Raw genomic sequence first — 18,380 nt, forward strand, 5'->3', positions numbered from 1 at the left:
CCGAAGACAGTCGTATATTAATACACATACCCCACGATTGCTGGCGACAGCGGCCGAAGCGGAAATCGAATGCACCTGCTCCGTGGAGAACACGGCCTAAAATCCAACAGTGTCTCCGACGGGTTCACGTTAAAGCATTGCTTGTGAAGACGAGCGCAGCCCGAGGTCTCGGGTAACTGTTTCGCCCTTCTTGTCCCCGGCGGCATTGTAAAAGTCGACATCCAGGTGCCAACCGAATCTTTCACTGCGTGCAGTCAGCACCGCAAAGCCGTCACCGCGAGCGAACTGCGTTCGTACCTCGCAAAAATAGGACCTCTCCTGAGACGCATCCGGGTCGGGAAAGCGGAAGTTCTCGTCGCCCTTGAAATCTTCCGGCACGCCGTTCGCGACCGGATACGGCGCGTACAGCGCTGAGCTGTGCACTGAGTGCAGGGTGCAGCGCCGATCACCGTCGCCACGAGTCACGGTGGCGGTCACCAGGTTGCTCAAATGGTCGTCGCCCGACAGGAATACCACGCCTTTGATTTCGTTGTCGCAGATGAATTTGAGCAACGCGTACATCGATGCGGGATATCCTTCCCAAGCTTCCGAGTGCAGGGTGCGGGCAGGTTCGTTGGCCACCTGCAGCCTGCGCGGCAGCAAGGCCGCGGGTGTCAGGATGAACTTCGGAACGTCTTTGTAGGCATCAGTCTTAAGCCAGTCGCAAAGAGCGGTGTACTGCTTCCGGCTCATGATCTGCTTCTCGCGCCAGTCCAACACTGTCCGAGCCTCGCGTTCTGTGCGCGTGTCTCCAAGGAAGAACGGCAGTCCATTGTGCTCGATGGTGTGCCAAACGTGTGGCGGCTCCTTCTGCAGTCCGCGCTCATATCTGAAATACGCCGACCTACCGAGTTCCATCAGGGTCTTCCCGCTTCCCAGCATTTCCGTGTCGGGATCATTGGGCGCCCAGTTGTCGCGGATCTCGTGGTCGTCCAGCATCATCTGAACGGCCAAGTTAAGGCGTTGCGTGACCGCCCTGGCGCCACGGCTCTGCCCCCGGCGTTCATGGGGTATACGGAATTTCTGATCGGACACTTTAGGATCGAACAGGCCGGCTGTCGCGTCGGTGTAGACTTGATCGCCGCACAGCAAGAGGAGCGTCGGCGGGTTCGGCTCGTTCAACCGGTCGCCGAGCGCGAGCAGTGAGCGGTCGACCGGTCCGCGCGTGGCATGCTCGCCATCCGGCATGCGGTTGAAGATGTCGCTCGGATATTGGCAGCTTGCCACCGCGAAGGTAACGCGCCGCGGTTTGTCTGCTACGAGTGTGTCCGGCTCTGGAGCGGCGGACGAACAGCAAATGAGACCTCCACGCAGTTCATCCAGACTGTCATGATCGAGCGCCTCCCTTACTAGGGAGTCAGTACTGTTGTCCGCCATCGATCGTGGCGGGCGGGGGTTACCGCCGATGCCTTCACTCTGCTCATAGAGCAACAAGACGAGAACTTGCGACCCTGGTGGCCATTCGGCGCGCGGCACTTCGAACACATACAACGTGACAATTTCTTCTTCATGCACCGGTTTCTTCTCAGGTAGCTTCTGCGCGACCTGGGATGCGCGCTCGGGAAGTTGGGGAAAATAGATCGTGAAACCGGGACCTTCGTTCCGCTCGACCATGCGGAACCTTTCGTTCTCCTGCTCAACCGGCACGAAGACGGCCCCAAGAGGGCGACCACGCCCGCTCGCGTCCAGGGCGAGCACGGTGATCTTGTCGGCCGCAGCCGCCACGCGCAAGCCACATGCAGGCGCTCTCGCCTCGCAGGCCCTCGTGTCCGTCGCCGGTTTCGACACGGTTGCGACCACAACTGGCGCGGACTGAACCGATCGGGAAGCGTCCGGCATACCTAGATACTTCGCGATTACCCCGCAGATGCTTTTGGCGTCTTTGCCGATTAGGCAGTCTTGGTGGCCGTGGTCCTTGATGAGCCATGTCAAGTAGGAGGGCTTGCCTGGCGTCAGATCCGGACCGGCCGAGTCGATGAGCCGCTCGATTTCCTCGCTGCAACTCGCCGTCGCGACGCGGTCCTTGCTGGCCCGCTGTGGCTCACCCCAATCATCGTTAAGGTAGGGTACGCCTGCTTTCTCGAGCATTCTGCGCACGATCGCCATGGTAGCCGGGTCGGCGAGGCCGTTCTCCTCTCCGTGGATCGACATCATTGGAAACCTGAGCCGTTCCTTCACACGCTCTGGAGTCACATATCTGTTGATACCCCGGGCATCGGTTACGCAGTTGACGGCTGCAAAATGCAACACCTGAGACACCGTCTCGACGCTGAGCGGGCCGAAGAAATCGTCGATATGCTCGAGCGTGCGGGTGTCCATGTTCTTGAGTCGGAATGTCCGTCCGTACAGAGCGTCCATGCGATGCCGTGTTCCGACCCAGGGTCTCGCCTTGCCCGGCGGCCACGACAAGGGATTTTCTCGCAGGAACTCGTCCCGTGGCATGGACATGGTGGCGAGGGCACGGTCGAGGAACTGGCCGGCGGGCGAGACATCCTTCGGGCTGAAACTATATTTCTCCAGTGGAAGGAATTCGCGAACATAGCGCATGATATAGGCGGCAAGCACGTTGGTCCGGCTCAACAACATTGCCGGCCCGATCTGAGAGAACACGACACGGCCGATCTTCTCATGCAATCGGTTCTTCTTTTTCTTGTCGTTGGGGTCCTCGTCTTCCAGCACTGCCATGCTGAACATCGCCGCTCCCATGCAGTGGGCAACGACGTCGATTCTAGTCATTTGGGTGGCGGAGAGGATATGCTCTATGGCAATCGGTATGTCCTGATTAGCCATCATCTCGAACGACCAGTCTTCCGTGGCAGTGTCGAGACCCGCACTGCTGCGCATGTCAAGCACCCACACGTCGCGGCCGTGCCCGCATAAAACTTCCACTAAGTTGCCTGGCACAGAGTGATGAACAAAAGTCGTGCCGCTCGCACTGTAGCCGTGGATGAGCAGCACAGGCCTTCCCGGGGCGCTGGTAACAGGCGGTTGCTTTCGGCCGTCATAGCGCGCCAAGCGAATACGGGGGTGCGGATTAATCTTGCGATCGACAATCAGCCAATCGATCTGAGGGATGGGCAAGCCCGGCACTGCGACGGGCAGGCGCTGGTGTGCGCGGGCGAAAGAGGCATCGGGCTTGCGAAAGCTTAATGCATGGACCTGCAGCACGATCCTGATCACATAAAGCGCGAACGATAGCATATCGACCAACGACGCAAAGCCGTCCTGCTGTCCTACAACACGCAGCAAAGGTACTCCCTGGCGCGCCAGGTAGCGCTTGTTCAATTCCAGCTCGGGCGATTTCCTGCCGATGAAGCTGGGCATTCCTGGGAATTTCTCAAGCGACATCGACGTCAGCTGCGTAAACGGGCTGGCACAGCGCCCGTAGGTGAGCCGTTTGACGCCCCGAATCGATTCTCCTTCGAACATCTGAGGTTCAAGATCGGCAACAGCCGGTTCAAGGCCGACATTGTGCCGCACAACCCTGTTGATGCGCAGGTCGTACTCGATAAGTCGTACCGCACCTGCACGCGAAAACAGGCCCAGCATTTTGCGTATGTATGGCCTGTACGACCATAGCAGGTATAGGCCGAACACTGCTGCCGCCGCACCTACGGAGGCCGCCTTCCACCAACCGTTGAGCCAGTGCGCAAAGATGAGCAACGCGAAGATCACTACACCCAAAACTACACGAGTCACCTTTTGTAGAAAGGACAACTTTTGCTTTGGTCGATCGTCCAGCCGTGGCAGGAGGCGCAGCGTTTCCTGGAGCCACCGGATTAACCTCTGAACCAAGTCACGCAGGCCGCGGTTCAGCAGCCAGGCCCAGAAAACGCGAAGGATTCGCGACCAAGGTTGAGTGGGTTCGAAATCAAAAAGGGTCAGCCAGCCCGAGATGTCGGCCTCGAGTATCACGTCCTTTGGCTGGGGATGGTCGGACACGGGATCGAACCTGGCCCCCGTACGTAGAATCCGCAGCTTTCCTTTGGCAGGCTTTCCCTCTTGGGGACGTGCGACGTTCAGGCGGCGTCCGGCCTGCACTGTCGGGACGTCGTGCAGTCGGCAGCCGTGTGAGGGCGATTGATCCATCAGATCGGCCACCCGCACCGGCTCGGTCGTAAGGGTGATTTCGACCTCGTGCGATCGCCGGCGCCCGCGTCCCTTGAGCTCCACCTCACCGCGCATCTGCTCTGTCAATTCGATACGAGTCGGCTCCGGATTGGCTTTTGTCACGGTCACCGAGAACGTCGGGCGTTCCAAGCCGTCGCGCTTGGGCAAGTCGCACAACTCGCCGCCATTCAGGTTCCATTTCTTCTTGAGAATGGTGACGGCGCGATCTGCCAGCACGGCGATTGTCAATGCCGGGTTGATACCAAGTGATGTGGGCACGATCGAACCGTCCAGCACGATCAATCCGGAATGCACGGCTTTCGCCGTCCGGTCTGATGCATCGAACACTTGGCCGCAGTCGTCGGTGACGCCTTGGCCCACGTCTTCCCCCATTGGACAGCCACCTAGCGGATGCACCGTCAACAGCGGGCCCCGCTGTCGGCCAAAGACGTCTTCCAGCTCCTCGGAGAGTGGCCGCCAAAGCAGGTTATTCACTACCCGCCCGCCGACGGCGGATTCCTTCAGCATATCACCGAGATGGCGGTGGTGGTTTTCAAACCGGCGGTCCAAGCGAAGCTGCGGCCAATTGACCGTGAGCAACCCGTCTGCGTCGTCGCATATCGGACGACCGGCCAGGCTCAACTCTCCTTCTGCATCATCACGGCCGATCATCGCCAAGACCAGCGACCTCTTCATCGCGGAAGTGTTGACCGAAGCGTCGTCGTCGCGGCTGGCGCCATTCTCATGTTTTTTCCAGTCGCCCGCGGTCAGCTGGTTCAGAAGGTCGAAAGTGGTGGTGGCTTCCTCGAACAGCCGCCGCAGCGGCCCGGGTACCGCGAGGTCCTGGATTACCAAGTCCGTCTCCGCATCGCCGTTGCGCAGATCGATCATCCCGGTGATCGTGGGACCGATGGCCCGACGCCCAAGCTGTGCCTCCGGAAGCGGTTTCGGATCTACCGTTTCGTCGGCAACGGCGTTTACCTCCGTGCCTAAAGCTAGGTCATGCGCCATCACCAGCATGTCGCCGTTGGCCGAGAACTTGAATCCGAGCTGGTCGGAAAGCTGCAACCGCGCGTTTCGCGAGCGCATCAGGATCTCGGTAGAGCCGAACGTCCCAGCGGCGAGGATCACCCGTTTGGCGCGGAGACAGAACGGCTCCAGTTGACGGTCCCGCAGATGGCCATCCGTGTGGTTGACATATACCTGCCAGCCGCCATCCGCGCCGGTCTCGCGCGGCGCGACGCGCAGCACTGTGGCGCCCGTGATGATTTGCGCACCGGCCTCATGGGCGAGGCACAACAGGTTGAGATCGAGTGATTCCTTTGCGTTGTAATTGCAGCCTGTTGCGCAGTCGCCACAACAGTTGCATTTTGAGAGGGTAACGCCAGCAGCATTCTTGTGATTCTTGGATGCCACGGTCACGTGAACGGGATCCACCTTTCCACCGCCCAGCTTCCTAAGTGCGCCGGTCTTGGCAAGATCAGTATTAGCTTCCGTTGCTTTCAAGCGGTCAGCGCCCAGCCAAATGCGAAGCGCTTTAGCGGACGTTTCGAGGCTGCCGTCGAGACTCGCTTTGCGGATTTCGTGAGGCCAACGGGCCTCTTGAAACACATACGGCTTCGGCATTTCCATGACGCCGGCGTTGATCAGCGAACCACCTCCCACACCCGACGCTATCAGCGCCACGGCGTCATTGCTCCAGCGCATGTCATAGAGCCCGTCATAGACGCCGCGCTGTCGTTTTGCCTCGGGCGTTGTAAAACGGATATGTCCGGGCAGTTCGGCCTGGCGCGATGGGAACATGCCGCGCAGGTACTCGTTGCCGCGTTCGAGCACACAAATCTTTAGCTTCCCGTCTTTGCCTAGTGCCTGGCCTTGCGTATCCGTGCAGCCGCTCAGTCTCGCAGCGGCCACAGCACCGCCGTAACCGCTGCCGACGATGACTATGTCGAAGTCATGTTCGGGACGATCCGGCAGCTCGGGGTTGGCCATCCATCGGCAGTTGTCCACCAATGTCTCGAGCCCGCACGACAACCAAGTCACATGTCGCCGTCCGCCTGATGTCTGGGTGTCCATGCGCGACCCCTCTAAACAGCACACAATTAACCACTAAAGCACCACGGAGAGGACAGGAGCCCTTCGAAGTGATTTCCAGGCGAAGCGTTCACAACCTGCCATATGCGCCCCATGTTCCGAGCGCTGATCAGAGACCCGCCGCCGAGACCCGTAACCGCTGCAACATCTTCACTCGGCGGATATCAAACAGCCCATTGACGCCGCACTGTCGTTGCGGGTCGGTGCCAATAAATGTTGATCGACGCACCTCTTTCTCATCCGAGCACCTGAACAGCTTGCCATCGCGGCGGCGCAAAGATTTCTAAAGTCGGTCCTGCCTGCGTCTGATTTCAGCTGCGATCATCGCCTCGTCGTGCCGCAGCGAAAGCCGCCGGGCGACCGACAACGCCTCATTCCATTTAATAAGTGCTCTATCCTTTCGACCCTCCAACCAGAGCGCCACGCCCGCCCACAAGCCGTACTGAGGCTTCCCGACGGGGAAGACGTGACTGTATCTTTTGAGCTCGTTGAGGGCTTGCGCCTCCCAATCGGACCACTGGTCGTACTCGCGAGACAATGCAGTCTCTCGCCCCCGGAAGAGCACCTCACATACACCGGAGATGCCAACGAGTGTGACGTGGCCCGTCGGACGACGCATTCCGCGCAGTATCCGGAGCGTTTCTTCGACTGCCTGAAGACTCTCGTCATTCAAGCCGATCCGAGAAAGTGCCAAAGCGAGCGAACCCTTTGTGGACACTTGGGCAGCCAAGTCGGCAGATCCGAGCATTGCAGAAGTAATGAGCCGTAAGATTTCGATGGCCTCGCGAGGGCGATCCGCATGAAGCGCGCACAACGATTTGCATCGCAAGGCCCAGTTCTCCTGTTGAACGTTTCCGCTGCTTTGTGCACGTGACAAGAGCCCTTGCGCGGTCTGTTCGAGCGAATTCCAGTCCCCGCGATAGAACAGGGACCAGAAGCGGATGACTTGCGCATTGGACCACCGCAATTGATCTCCCGCGCGCAAGCTCAGATCCTGTGATTGATTCAGACGACGATCGACCATCTCCCAGTGACACCGCCCAACTTGCCACAGCGCATCGAGGTTACAGACGTGCGAATGTATTGCTGGATCACCGAGAGTAACCGCAGCTCGATCGGCCTTTCTCATAAAATATTTGCTGAGGCGCTTTTGCCCTAATATCCCGAGTCCGCACGCCATCTGTGAAGACGCCACAGCGAGTTCTCTTGTGATTCCCGCTCGTTCGGCATGAACAACAGCCTCGATGAGATGGCGCATACCCTCAAGGAAACGAAGTTCGAAATAGTCGACCATCACTGCCTGGTTGTGGCAGCGAGCCATTTCCTGCTCCCAAGCCTTGCCCGACTCGGGAGTCGCTCGCGGGAGCATCTGCTGAAACAAGAGCCGACAGGCACTTCTTGCAATCCGAGCGGCAATTGTGATGCGCGAACGAGGAATCGTTTCCCCGGCCAGTGTGAGCGCGCGACGAATTGCGACGCCCTGAGCATAGATATCTCCGCGGCTATAATGGGACTCAGCAAGCTGTGCTCTCCATCGGACCGCCCGAAGCCTTTGCTTATTCGTTAAGTTCATCTGTCGCGATTCATGACTGAAACAAATAGCCAGAAAGGCTTCGACCTCGCGAAAAGCTCCGGCCTGCAGCGCCTTTGTCGCCGCACTCTCCGCGTATGTGACAGCTTTATCTTTGTTTCCGGCGGCTTCAAAATGCTGAGCAAGAATTGCAATATCCGCCCCAGTGGCAGTTTCTTCGGTTTGCTCGAGCCAATCAGCCAAGATGCCGTGGAGTCGTTGCCGAACGTCTGCAGGGATCGAAGCGTAAACGACGTCTCTGATCTGATCATGTCGAAATTCGTAAGCTCGCGCAGTCGAGTTTTTTCGTAGAAAATGCGCGGCCACAAGCGAGTTGAGAGCAGCTTGTATTGTGTGTTTCGATTCGTCCTTGAGTACGACCTCCAGCGCCTCGAACAGAAAGGATCGTCCGATCACAGCGCATGCCTTAAGGACGTCTAGCGCTTTGGGTTCAATGCCATCTACGCGTTCTCGTATCACTCGCTCTATGCGTTCGAAATAGCGGAGGTCATCCAGCGGGCGGATCGACCGCCAACAGCCTTCGCGAATGGCTATCAATCCCTCGGTCTTTAATGTAAGGCTGATTTCCTCTGCAAAAAGAGGATTGCCGCAAGCTAATGCGGATATCCGTTCGGCGAGCTCGCGATCCGGAGTCGCATCCCCAAGCGTGCGCGCAGCAAGTTCGCATATCGCAGTGTCGTGGAGTTCCTCGACTTCAAGGATGCGGCAGAACCGGGCCGGATCATCTAACTCAATTCCAGATGGAGTCACTCGCGCGGCTTCTGCGCGCCGCTGGAGGTTCCGAAGATCTTCAGGGATTTCCTCCGATCTCACACACAGCACCGCCAGTATTGACGAGCGGCCAGCCACTACCCGCTCGACTAGCCGCCACGATGCCGAGTCAAGCCATTGGCTGTCTTCTAGTACCAACACCAAAGGGCATGGTGCGATTACGTCAAGTAGGTCAGCAACCAGACGCATGGTTGCGTCGCCACGATGGGCACCTTGAAGGTGACGCGTACTCTCGGTCTCGTTAATGTCAATCCCCAAAACGCCATCGAGCAGAGGCAGTCGTTCGAGAATTCTCGGATTATTCCCGAGCCGCGACGAAAGAGCGTCGAGCACAAGCATGGCATCGATATCAATCGCCAAATTAAGAATGGAACCCAGCAGTCGTCGCCAGGGCAGAAAGGACGTTCGGCGATCATCCCGTTCGGCGCGTGCCACGGCGACCGTCGTCCCAGTTGAGCGCAGAGTTTCAGTGAACGAAGCAACCAACGTAGACTTACCTATGCCTGACTCGCCCATGATGACGAGTAGGCGTTTGCCTCCGCCTTGTACTTCCTCGAATGTACGTTTGAGCAGATCTAGTTCATTGAGTCGTCCAACGAGATATATGTCGGACGAACTGGCCTCGTAGGACTCAACTGGGCAAAAAACCGCCGCCATATCACCGAGGCCGGTGAGCTGGAGAGTGCCTTTCGGTTCGAATCTGAACGCCGATCGACTTGCTCGTTCCGTCGGTGCGTCGCAGAGAATACCTCGATCATTTGCCATCATAAGGCGTGCAGCACGATTAATCGGTGCGCCGTGTGTCATAAATTGGCGGCGCCGCATGCTTCCGACGAATCCAAAAAGGGCTTCCCCAGTAGCAACGCCGATCGAGGACGAGAGCCCCAGGCTGTCAACAGCTTGATTGATGGCGTGCGCAACATTAACGGCACGCCGAGCGTCATCGCGGTGAAAGCTGCCGCGGGCCCCAAATGTCGTAGAAAATACAAGCCCCTTATCGTCATAGTACAGATTTCCCGGTGGCCCGCCCCGCGCTCGCACTACTTCCTCTAAGGAAGCATAGAGCGTTTGGTGTTGCGGTAGTGCGAGAGCATCGGAGCAATTGAGACCGACAATTCGCGCGAAGAGAGCAGAGACAGGTCTTATTTCGCTAAGTTCAGCCAGTTGGACATCGATATCCCCAATGGGATCGACGTCGACCGCCAACAACCCGCGAACAGCAGGTGGCTTCGAATCAGCTGAAAGCAGTATCTCCCTGACTTGCATGGGCAAGAACTGAGTCATCCAGTCGACGGAAGGTATGTCAGAGCAGGTTTCGAAATGACGTCGGGAGAAAACGTTTGTCGCCGTGGTGACCTCGCGAGCGAGTATTTGCGTGGCTTCGGTGGACAGTACGTAGCCCCAACTGCGTGCGACGGCTTGTGACGCAGCGGCCTGGGTGACGGCTTCACCACCTGCGATGAGATTTCGGGTCGGGTGCTCGCCCAAAGCGGCCGACCAAAGGCGACCCGCGCCTATGCCTAGATGCAAAGCCGGATAAATTTCGCTGGCAACACGATGTTTCACGTCGCTGCCGCCTTGGCAGATCATTTCTGCACAGGCAACTGCTGACCGTACGGCGCACCCAAGATCGTCAGCATCGGAGGGCCAATAGGCCAGTAGCGAATCTCCAGCGAAGTAGAGCACTTCACCTCCGAGATCATCGATATGCTCCGCGCAGCGGCCGTACGAAAGGCTGAGTAATCTCGGAAGATCTTCGAGTCCCTCTTGGCCGCGGCGCGCCAACTGCTCTACCAAGGCTGTGTATCGCGACACGTCGATGAACATGACGGCTGCGGTAAACTGAATTGCTGCTGGGCGTCGGTCCTCGCTGCGATTTAATCGCGCGAGCAGCTTCACGGGAAGTAAGTCCTCAAGTATTAAATTGCGCGCTTTCATGTTCTGCTCCCAAAAAATTGAGAGACCTGGCCCACCGGGTCTAACGTGATCGCCGACGAATGCGCTTAAGATTAGCTAGTTATCTGTGTGCTTCACCTTTGACAGCAAATTGCCCTAACGCAAAAGCCCTAACTGTTCGACCTGAGGGCCCGCCTATGGGAGCCTTTTACAAAACTAGAACTGAACTATTGGCCTACCGTAATAGATTATAGACGCTATCGCAATCACCGGTTAGCTGTGGACTGGGTTACAATCAATCTGCTGCCGCTTGGGTAGGCTGAGCCTTCGTCAGGCTTATCTGCCAGTCAATCACAACATACGGCTTGGAGCGCCTCAACTCACAAATCCAGCGGGCCGACCGTAACCGCACTCGGGATCTTCAGCGATGCTTAACGGGTCGGTGACGGCCAACCACTGCATCATCAAGGCTCTGGCATCGATATTCAGGGGTTTGCGTGCGGGTGTGTCGCTCACATCTTTGATCAGCCAGCCAAAAAAAGCGGCGGTGGTATTAGGTTCCTCCGCAGCGCAGCTACCACTTGCGGCCTCGGCGAAAAGACGGAGTAGCGCTTGCCGGACGAATGCCGGCTCGTAGCTGATCGCCAGCCAGGCCAGTTCTTTGAGCAGGCTCGGCGGGATCGTGTTCACGCTAGAAAGCAACCGATTGATCTGCTCAATATGATTGCGACGCCAATTCCGCCACATGTTATCACTGTACCACCGATGAAACTTTTCAGGTGGCAAGGCATCCACCCGGATCTGATCCAGCTCGATGGCGGCGACAAAACCAGTGAGAAGATCGCGAACCTCTTCTGGCGTTATTGATTTGGTCAGCGCCGTGCGCGTGCACGCGCCGTTGTATGTTGTATCCTTCACCTGATGGTGTCCTCTCCTTGTTTCCGTTCCGTGGATTGGTTGCAGCTCATGGCGCATGCGAGTATCGTCGTTGCGATGGTCGCATTTATTTGATGCTCATCAGGCATGGACAACTCCGAGTGCCTAAGTCAGCGACGCGAAAAACCGCAAAGCAAGGTATACCGCAACGACGCTACAACGAACGTTATGACTGCGACGGAGACGTTGTATGGAAGTATTATCCACTCAAGCTCTCCTGCTTTATGTTTCCGATGACCGCTTGCCCTCCCTCCCGGACGTCCACTCTTTCAATCCGGATGACTTGCGATCCGCCGCTCCTAAGCCGCCGCAATGTTTCAACTAGGATCGCGAAAGTACGCGACAGCCGGCTTACGGCCGTCGCACCTGCCAATATATGACGATCACCGCCATGACCGCCGCCGAGCCGGCCCAGGACGGCCATCGATGCTGCGTGCACAGCTGCCATCTGGATCACTAGTGCGCATTCGGTTTCACCCCTGGGCTGCTCGCTTTCGATCATTGCTAGAGCAGCATTCAGGGCGGTCTCAGACAATCCACCGTTTGGCAGTCGAGCGGCGGCTTGAAGCTGAAACAAAGTCGCATTGATGAAATCTGGCGAAGAAGTGCCGCAGGCGTCCATCAGTCGGACGAACCACAGTTGGTGGTTGCCATCCGGCGGAAGCGACTTGGCAACGTTGCAATTGATGCGCTCGAGTTTGACCCGCACAGGAGCTTCCTTCTTCCTTCCCCGGGCCGGAATCTGGCTCGCCGGTAGGATGCTCATCCTTTATCGACCTTTCCATAAGTGCGAACGATCGATCTGAGCCATTGTCGCTCCTCGACCGCCTCCGCGGTGAACGTGCCATCCTTGTAGTTGCCGTTACCCAGGCCTTTCGGCGCGCCGGTGCTGCGCCCGCCGTGAAGCCGACAGCGGTTGCGGCCCCAAATGGCCGGGCACTGGCAAGGACCGCCGGCCCGTGTCTTTGCGCCACAGCGTAGGGCTGTCCTGATGTTTGCAAGCTGTGCCATGACACGGTCTTGGTTCATGGGGTTGTCTCCAAAAAATCTGCCCCCCCGGGGAGATCCCATATTAGAATCCGCTCGCAAACATCGGCGGACTTGGACACCGTCATCAGTCGTCCAGACCGAGTTCGAACTGCGACAATCCAACGGCCCATCGCTAGAGGATCGGCGCGGGTGACTGTCCACACAAGTCCCATACAATCGGTACGATCAGAAGGGCGTTCAGGATGGCAGCCGAAGACGTCTAAAGCCGACCAACCTAACCCCGCTGCCTGTTCGCCCCATAGTTCTAGAAGGCGCTGGGCAGCATCCTGGAGCTGCAGCCAATGGTTTGGATTGATGGCACCAGGACGAGTCCTAACGCGCATGCGCTCGAGACCGTCGATCCAGTCCGCTGGGACCCGCCACCGAACAAAGTGGGTCCGGTTCCGACCTATAAGGTCCGGGCGACCGTAAGAAAGCGATCCCGTCGGCTTCGCGATGCTTGCGGTGACGCCACCTAAAGTACCTAAACCACCTAAAGTTACCTCTCGGCGATAAGCGGGTCTGGCCACTTTAGGTACTTTAGCCACTTTAGGGGCAGTCCCCTTCGGACCTGACACCGGTGCGTATGGATCGAACTTCTCGAAAGCGCCCATGCTAGCTGTTCCGTATGATACGCCAGACATCGCGGCGTGGCTCACCGCCAACGACAGCCCCGCCAGGCAATTTCACCACCCAGGCATGGGTTTCGAGAATTCTGACAAGATGAAGGGCGGTTTCTCGACTTCCGATCGAATTGGGTCCTCGTTGATAAATGTCGGGCAATGAGATGTTTGTCTCATTCCAGCTGTTGTGAAGCCAGTCGAGTAAACGGGCGGCATGCCGCAGGTCTGCGTCGATCCTGGCTCCCTGGAAGAGGCGCAAGGCTTCTCCGGCAAAATGCTGGGCCAACATGATGCCGCGGGCCATGAAATCCTGTGAAATTTCGTGAGCGTCAGGATTCTCGAAAATGGTCAAAACGCCGGCGAGGCGCCCTGCATGCTCCGGAAGCTTGTTGGCCAAGCCCGAGATCGGCTTCAACTCGCCGTTGGGCCCAATCTGCCGCTCGATATGGTCGGCAAAATTGTTCTGCAGAGTATGAGCGTCCGCGCTCAGACGCAGCACGCGCGGTTCCAGCTCATTCGCTTTGCCGACAGCAAGCGGCAACTGCCTTCTCAGGATCTCGTGCATGTGGTTCTCGTAGGCCATCATCTTCAGCCGAGAATCTGGCGAAGGGTCACGGGAAAAGCGCTGACCGGAACGAGAGTCGGGCGCGGTCACGAGATACCGGGAAAGCATTCCCTGATCCGCTAAGAGAGCATCAGAGAGCAGCAGGTTGGCTACGTCGGGCTGCACCATCAGGTGTGTCGAAAGACGCCGGCCGACCAGAATGGTTACGCCGTCCTTGGCGCGAACCCGCTTGATTGGGTCTCCATCCCAGATGCTGGAATAGCCTGCGGCGCTGGCCAGCTTGTTCTCCGCCGACATGCCGTGGCCGCCGATAAACTGGCCTCCCTCCGAAGAAAAAATGCCAATGCTAGGCTGGCCAAGTTGTAACGCCAGGGTGAGGCCTTCAAACGTCGGTTCCGGGCATGTCAACATGGGCAGAAGCGGGCCGACGGGCCGCGGTCCGAGTCCATTCAGCGCATCACGAACCGCAGCGCGATTACCTTTATTCGATGTGACCGCCTTCTTGCGAGCCGCTTCCCAGGCAATCATGTCGTTCTGAAAACGAGGCAATTCGGCCTGATAGATTTCTGCCAAATATGATTCGTGTTTACGAATTGGCGACAGCGCCATGCTGTCGGTCGCCGTCTTCCTTTCCCCGGAAGCGGCGATCGTCAGATAGAAATTCGAGAGCGGCTTTACCTGTCCGGTTGCCACTTCGACATCTGCGTGACCCTGAACAGTCAGGGTGGCGGCGGCCAGCACCGCCTGTCCGCACATCGCCAACGGCGACTGAACATGGTCATGAATGGCCAGCGCGGCCGAGCCCAGAACCTCGCCGAGAGCTTCGACAGGAAATGCGTCGGCTGGCACGACTTCGCGTACCAACGGCAACGGGCGTGGCCCCTGGAGTTCCTTGAGCACCGTGACGACCTCGGTCATGTGCGCACCGCTTCCACGGTTTCCGGCCTGATCAATACCTTTTGCGACACGATGATCCTCGGCCCCGGGTTGACCGGAAGCACCTTCTCCAAGTCGCGCTGGTGTTCTTCATCTTCGGCAATGAGCAAGGGCACTCTTGCCAGCACAGTCCGAGCAAAATTGTCACGGACGATAACGATCCCGCGGCGGCCGTTGCGAAGCCAGCCAATTGGCGAACGGAAGACGGGCAGGCCGGAGAAGAGGGGATTCGGATGGTGCACTTGGCGTTCGCCAAGCGCGAAAGCATGTCCAAACCAGGTCGCAAGGCGATCTGTCGTTGGGTGCCATGCCACGATGTCGATGAACCCAGCGTTGGATATCACCGCAAACGTGAAGGCGAGCTCGCCCGTCTCGTCGGCATCGTCGGCGAAGACGAAGAATTTTCGCTCGAACACCACGCGGTCAGCCAACACGGGCCAGGGGACGCCCAAGTTGGGCGCGCTGATTTTAAGTTTGGCAAAGCGATCGATTTCACGCTGAGTCAGACTACGCCCCTGAAGGTGTGCCAGACGGATCATGCGCTGGTGGTTGGGTGACAATTTGCATGAAGCAGCCCCATTAACGCTCATCGTACAGCTCCAAAATTTCACCGCTGGCCAGCAAGGTCGAGTTCGTCTCCGTGAGGAACTGCAATTGTTGTTGCGATTTGTCCAATAAATGGCGTGACTCACGCCGTCGCGGAGTTTGCCAATCCGTAACGCTGGCCGCATGCACCCGACGCCGGCGATCGTACATGCCCGGCTGATGCAACAACGCGTCGCCACCAAAAACGTGTGCGTTCTGGACGCCTCGATTCATTTAGCGGCCCCCAGTACAGGTAGACGACTTAACCACTCTTCTGCGTCATCAACAGTGATGATGGTGCGCTTCCCGATCTTGCGGGCGGGCAAACGCCCAGATTTGATTTCCTCGTAAGTCGTGGTTCGGCCAACGCCATATCGTTGGGCAAACTCGACAACACTGAGGGCGCGCTGACGCGACCGGCGCTGCTGTTCTCGCTCTAAAATTCTGTTTGGAGTCATACGGCGTCCGCTGGTGCTAACCGGGATCTGTCCCGGAGCCACCCGCATTGCGGCGGATGACAGCGAAGTCATATGGAAACTAGAAGGTGTCTCGCACGTTTTTTCTGATGAGACTCTATTTCTTTGGCTTAAGATCGAGCTTTTCGGATGAATTCTTGATCTTTCGAGACGATTCTAGGTGTTTCTGGAATTCAACATCTTTCAGCCATCTCGCAGCGGTCGCACGGGAAATGACAAAATTCGGTACACTAGCCGTCAGGTTAACGAGGCGATTAATCGAAAGTGACTCGTCGAACTTCAGTTGCTGCCCGGCGATCCAAGCGGCTCTTAATTTTGTTTCGCGAGATCTATATTCCTCATGCAAAACGCCCTTGAGGGCACCGAGTTGGTGTCTAATCAGGAGGATCAGAGAGGCTGGTAAGCGGATTTCTTCGTTGCTCCAGTCTGCCCCCTCAAGCATAAATGCGATCAAATAATTGACCATTGCGTCGGAAATTGCGGCACGTCGTTTTTGAAGCGCCCCGACACCAGCGATCTTGTTTCGGTTGACGATTCTCGCCATCAACATTAGGGAGAGCTCGTCCATGTCTGGCTCATCCCCGTCCATTGTGCCGGCGACTAGGCTAGGATCGATGCCGTACTGCTCACATTGTTTTTGGATGGCAAAGAGCGCGTCAATTCCCCCGGACATTCCTACCTGTATATCGACCTCTGAGAACGTCTGTCGGATTGTAAGATACTTTTCTATCGAGGGATCTTTATGAAAATCAACAGCAAGGGTTGCGAAATGGTTCAATCTCTCGTTGTCCCAATCCAACCGTTTTTTTAAATCCTCAATCTTCTCGATCATTTCCTTGCGCTGTCGATAGAACGCTTCCTTAGTTTCAAGCGAAGGGAACGCATCATCCGCAGGCTCAATCGAGATGTCAGTCTCGAGGAATTGTTCAAAAATGGCTGTGTGCAGTCGCGGCTTAGCAATCCAGCTCAGCCGCGCCTTCCAAGCCGAATCGTTCCATGCACGAAGAGTTTCCTCCGCGCTGTTCGTTGACGCTGCGTCCGGAGGGTCTGCGTCGGAGCTAACCCTGGTACGACGCTTCTGGGCTTTCTTCGATTTCATACGCGGAATTGCTGAATGTTGCAGGCCAGACTAGGCGCGCCTCGCTGAACCAGGTGGGCGGAATGAGACCACAGTGTCGTTTGCTTGAAATCCGAGTACCGGAAAGTTCGCACGGATGGTGTCTGCAACGTAGTTCGGCCCCAGATGAGCATAGTGCTTTTCGGTCATCCTGGTGTCGGCGTGGCCGAGCTGCGCGGCGATCACCCCCATCTGCACCCCGGCCATGGCGAGGTGTGAACCGTGGGTATGCCGTAGGATGTGGAAGGTCACCGCTGGCTCTATGCCGGCGCGCTTGCTCGCCTCATCCAAAGGCCGCTTCTGGTGCGAAGCACCCCAACGCTCTTTGTCAGCGCGCAGGAATATATTGTCCGCAGGGCCTAGCTTGTCAGTCCACTTGGCGAACGACTGCTTTCCCTCATCAGTCAGCACAACGTGGCGGATCTTGCCCTTGCTGAGGCGAATGGCCAGCGTTCCGCTATCGCGGTTGAAATTGCCAGCTTTGAGGCGGGCGAGTTCGGAGTACCGGCAGCCGGTGAGGAGGGCTCCCTGCACCAGCTTCCCGAAATCTTCGGGGCAGGCCCGGACCAGCCGGCGCGCCTCCGCGGCGCTGAGATAGCGGACCACGGCCTCGTCGACCTTCTTGAACGGCTTCACCTTGCGCCAGGCGCTGTCGGAAGAAACCCGGTCGGCGTGGAAGGCGCGGTTGAGGGCGGCCTTGAGCATGGTCAGGATGCGGTTAGCGGTCGCCTTGCGGGCGCGGCGTGCGTCCTCGTCGTCGGGGGTTTCGCGGGTGGCGGGCTCGAGCGCCGTCAGCTTCTTGCGGACGCGCTTGGGCTGGGTGGCGAGCTTGTTGCGCCAGCGGTTGATGCGGTCAGTCGTCAGCTTTTCGACCTGGGTGGCGCCGAGGTCCGGCAGGATCCAGGCGTCGAACACATATTTTGCGCCCTGCAGCGCGGCCGGGCTCTTCTCGGCAGCGATCTCCGCCAGGTAATCCGTGACGGCGTCCTTGACGGTATAGATGCCCTCGCGCAGCCGGCCCTCGGCGATCAGCCGCTGCCGCTCGCCCCAACGCCGCGCGTGGTCCTGCGCCTGCCAGTAGTCGAGCACTTTGACGCCGTCAGCGTCCAGCGTGTCGTCGGCGATGCCGAGCGCCTCGGTGGCGTAGACGCCGGCGCCGCGATAGCAGCGCGCCACCCAAGAGCCCGCGACCGAGCCGCGGTAATAGCCAAGCCGTAAACCTTTCGCGATTTTTGCGAAGTAGGGCGTACGACGAACACGCAATCGGACGCGCGCGGTTCTGGTTTCGAGGGAGGAATTGCGAGCGGTGCGGGCCATTCAGGCGGGTCCCATTTCTTCAACTTTTCTCCAATAAACGGAGGAAAGTCGAGACGGACTCTAGCGGACGCATACGAACTAAGCAACTGATATTATTGCATTTGTAGACGTTCGCCAACGTCCGTCAAAGTCCACGTTACGCCCCTCTCAAGGCTGAAACAGGGGTTCGATTCCCCTAGGGAGCGCCAAATTGCACGATCCTTCGCGAAATTTGCGATGGGAGTCCCGATCGAGCGTGCCAGCCCCTCGATCGACTGATCTTGCAAGCGATGGTGCGCAGGAGTCTTGCCCCTGG

Annotated in this window: 11 protein-coding genes; all 11 read right to left on the reverse strand. The window is 58.0% G+C overall.

Going from position 1 to position 18,380, the window contains the following annotated elements; genetic code table 11:
- Positions 1–129: 129 nt before the first annotated feature.
- Positions 130–6,225 (reverse strand): alpha/beta fold hydrolase, encoded by a 6,096-nt coding sequence (locus JQ574_RS17550; protein WP_212383732.1) that lies wholly within the window; start codon positions 6,223–6,225, stop codon positions 130–132.
- A 301-nt stretch (positions 6,226–6,526) separates the two neighbouring features.
- The gene (locus tag JQ574_RS17555; RefSeq protein ID WP_212383734.1) at positions 6,527–10,543 is read right to left on the reverse strand and encodes an AAA and adenylate/guanylate cyclase domain-containing protein; all 4,017 of its coding nucleotides are present in this window, start codon (positions 10,541–10,543) and stop codon (positions 6,527–6,529) included.
- Positions 10,544–10,876: 333 nt separating this feature from the next.
- The gene (locus JQ574_RS17560) at positions 10,877–11,476 is read right to left on the reverse strand and encodes a hypothetical protein (RefSeq protein ID WP_212383736.1); all 600 of its coding nucleotides are present in this window, start codon (positions 11,474–11,476) and stop codon (positions 10,877–10,879) included.
- A 160-nt stretch (positions 11,477–11,636) separates the two neighbouring features.
- Positions 11,637–12,203, reverse strand: a complete 567-nt coding sequence (locus JQ574_RS17565) for a hypothetical protein (RefSeq protein WP_212383738.1) — start codon at positions 12,201–12,203, stop codon at positions 11,637–11,639.
- Positions 12,200–12,508 (reverse strand): HGGxSTG domain-containing protein, encoded by a 309-nt coding sequence (locus JQ574_RS35535; protein WP_312018268.1) that lies wholly within the window; start codon positions 12,506–12,508, stop codon positions 12,200–12,202. The genes JQ574_RS17565 and JQ574_RS35535 overlap by 4 nt, the downstream gene beginning before the upstream one ends.
- A 573-nt stretch (positions 12,509–13,081) precedes the next feature.
- Positions 13,082–14,572 (reverse strand): YfjI family protein, encoded by a 1,491-nt coding sequence (locus JQ574_RS17570; protein WP_212383740.1) that lies wholly within the window; start codon positions 14,570–14,572, stop codon positions 13,082–13,084.
- Positions 14,569–15,180 (reverse strand): hypothetical protein, encoded by a 612-nt coding sequence (locus JQ574_RS17575; protein ID WP_212383742.1) that lies wholly within the window; start codon positions 15,178–15,180, stop codon positions 14,569–14,571. Before JQ574_RS17575 ends, JQ574_RS17570 begins: the two co-directional genes overlap by 4 nt.
- The gene (locus JQ574_RS17580; RefSeq protein ID WP_212383744.1) at positions 15,170–15,409 is read right to left on the reverse strand and encodes a hypothetical protein; all 240 of its coding nucleotides are present in this window, start codon (positions 15,407–15,409) and stop codon (positions 15,170–15,172) included. The genes JQ574_RS17575 and JQ574_RS17580 overlap by 11 nt, the downstream gene beginning before the upstream one ends.
- Complete coding sequence (locus JQ574_RS17585) at positions 15,406–15,705, reverse strand: helix-turn-helix domain-containing protein (RefSeq protein ID WP_312018269.1); 300 nt, start codon at positions 15,703–15,705, stop codon at positions 15,406–15,408. The genes JQ574_RS17580 and JQ574_RS17585 overlap by 4 nt, the downstream gene beginning before the upstream one ends.
- A 43-nt stretch (positions 15,706–15,748) precedes the next feature.
- The gene (locus JQ574_RS17590) at positions 15,749–16,750 is read right to left on the reverse strand and encodes a hypothetical protein (protein WP_212383746.1); all 1,002 of its coding nucleotides are present in this window, start codon (positions 16,748–16,750) and stop codon (positions 15,749–15,751) included.
- A gap of 30 nt (positions 16,751–16,780) precedes the next feature.
- Positions 16,781–18,085 (reverse strand): site-specific integrase, encoded by a 1,305-nt coding sequence (locus JQ574_RS17595; protein ID WP_212383747.1) that lies wholly within the window; start codon positions 18,083–18,085, stop codon positions 16,781–16,783.
- Positions 18,086–18,380: the final 295 nt, after the last annotated feature.

This window comes from Bradyrhizobium sp. AUGA SZCCT0158 (assembly GCF_018130065.1).
In the GTDB taxonomy this organism is placed as follows: Bacteria; Pseudomonadota; Alphaproteobacteria; order Rhizobiales; family Xanthobacteraceae; genus Bradyrhizobium.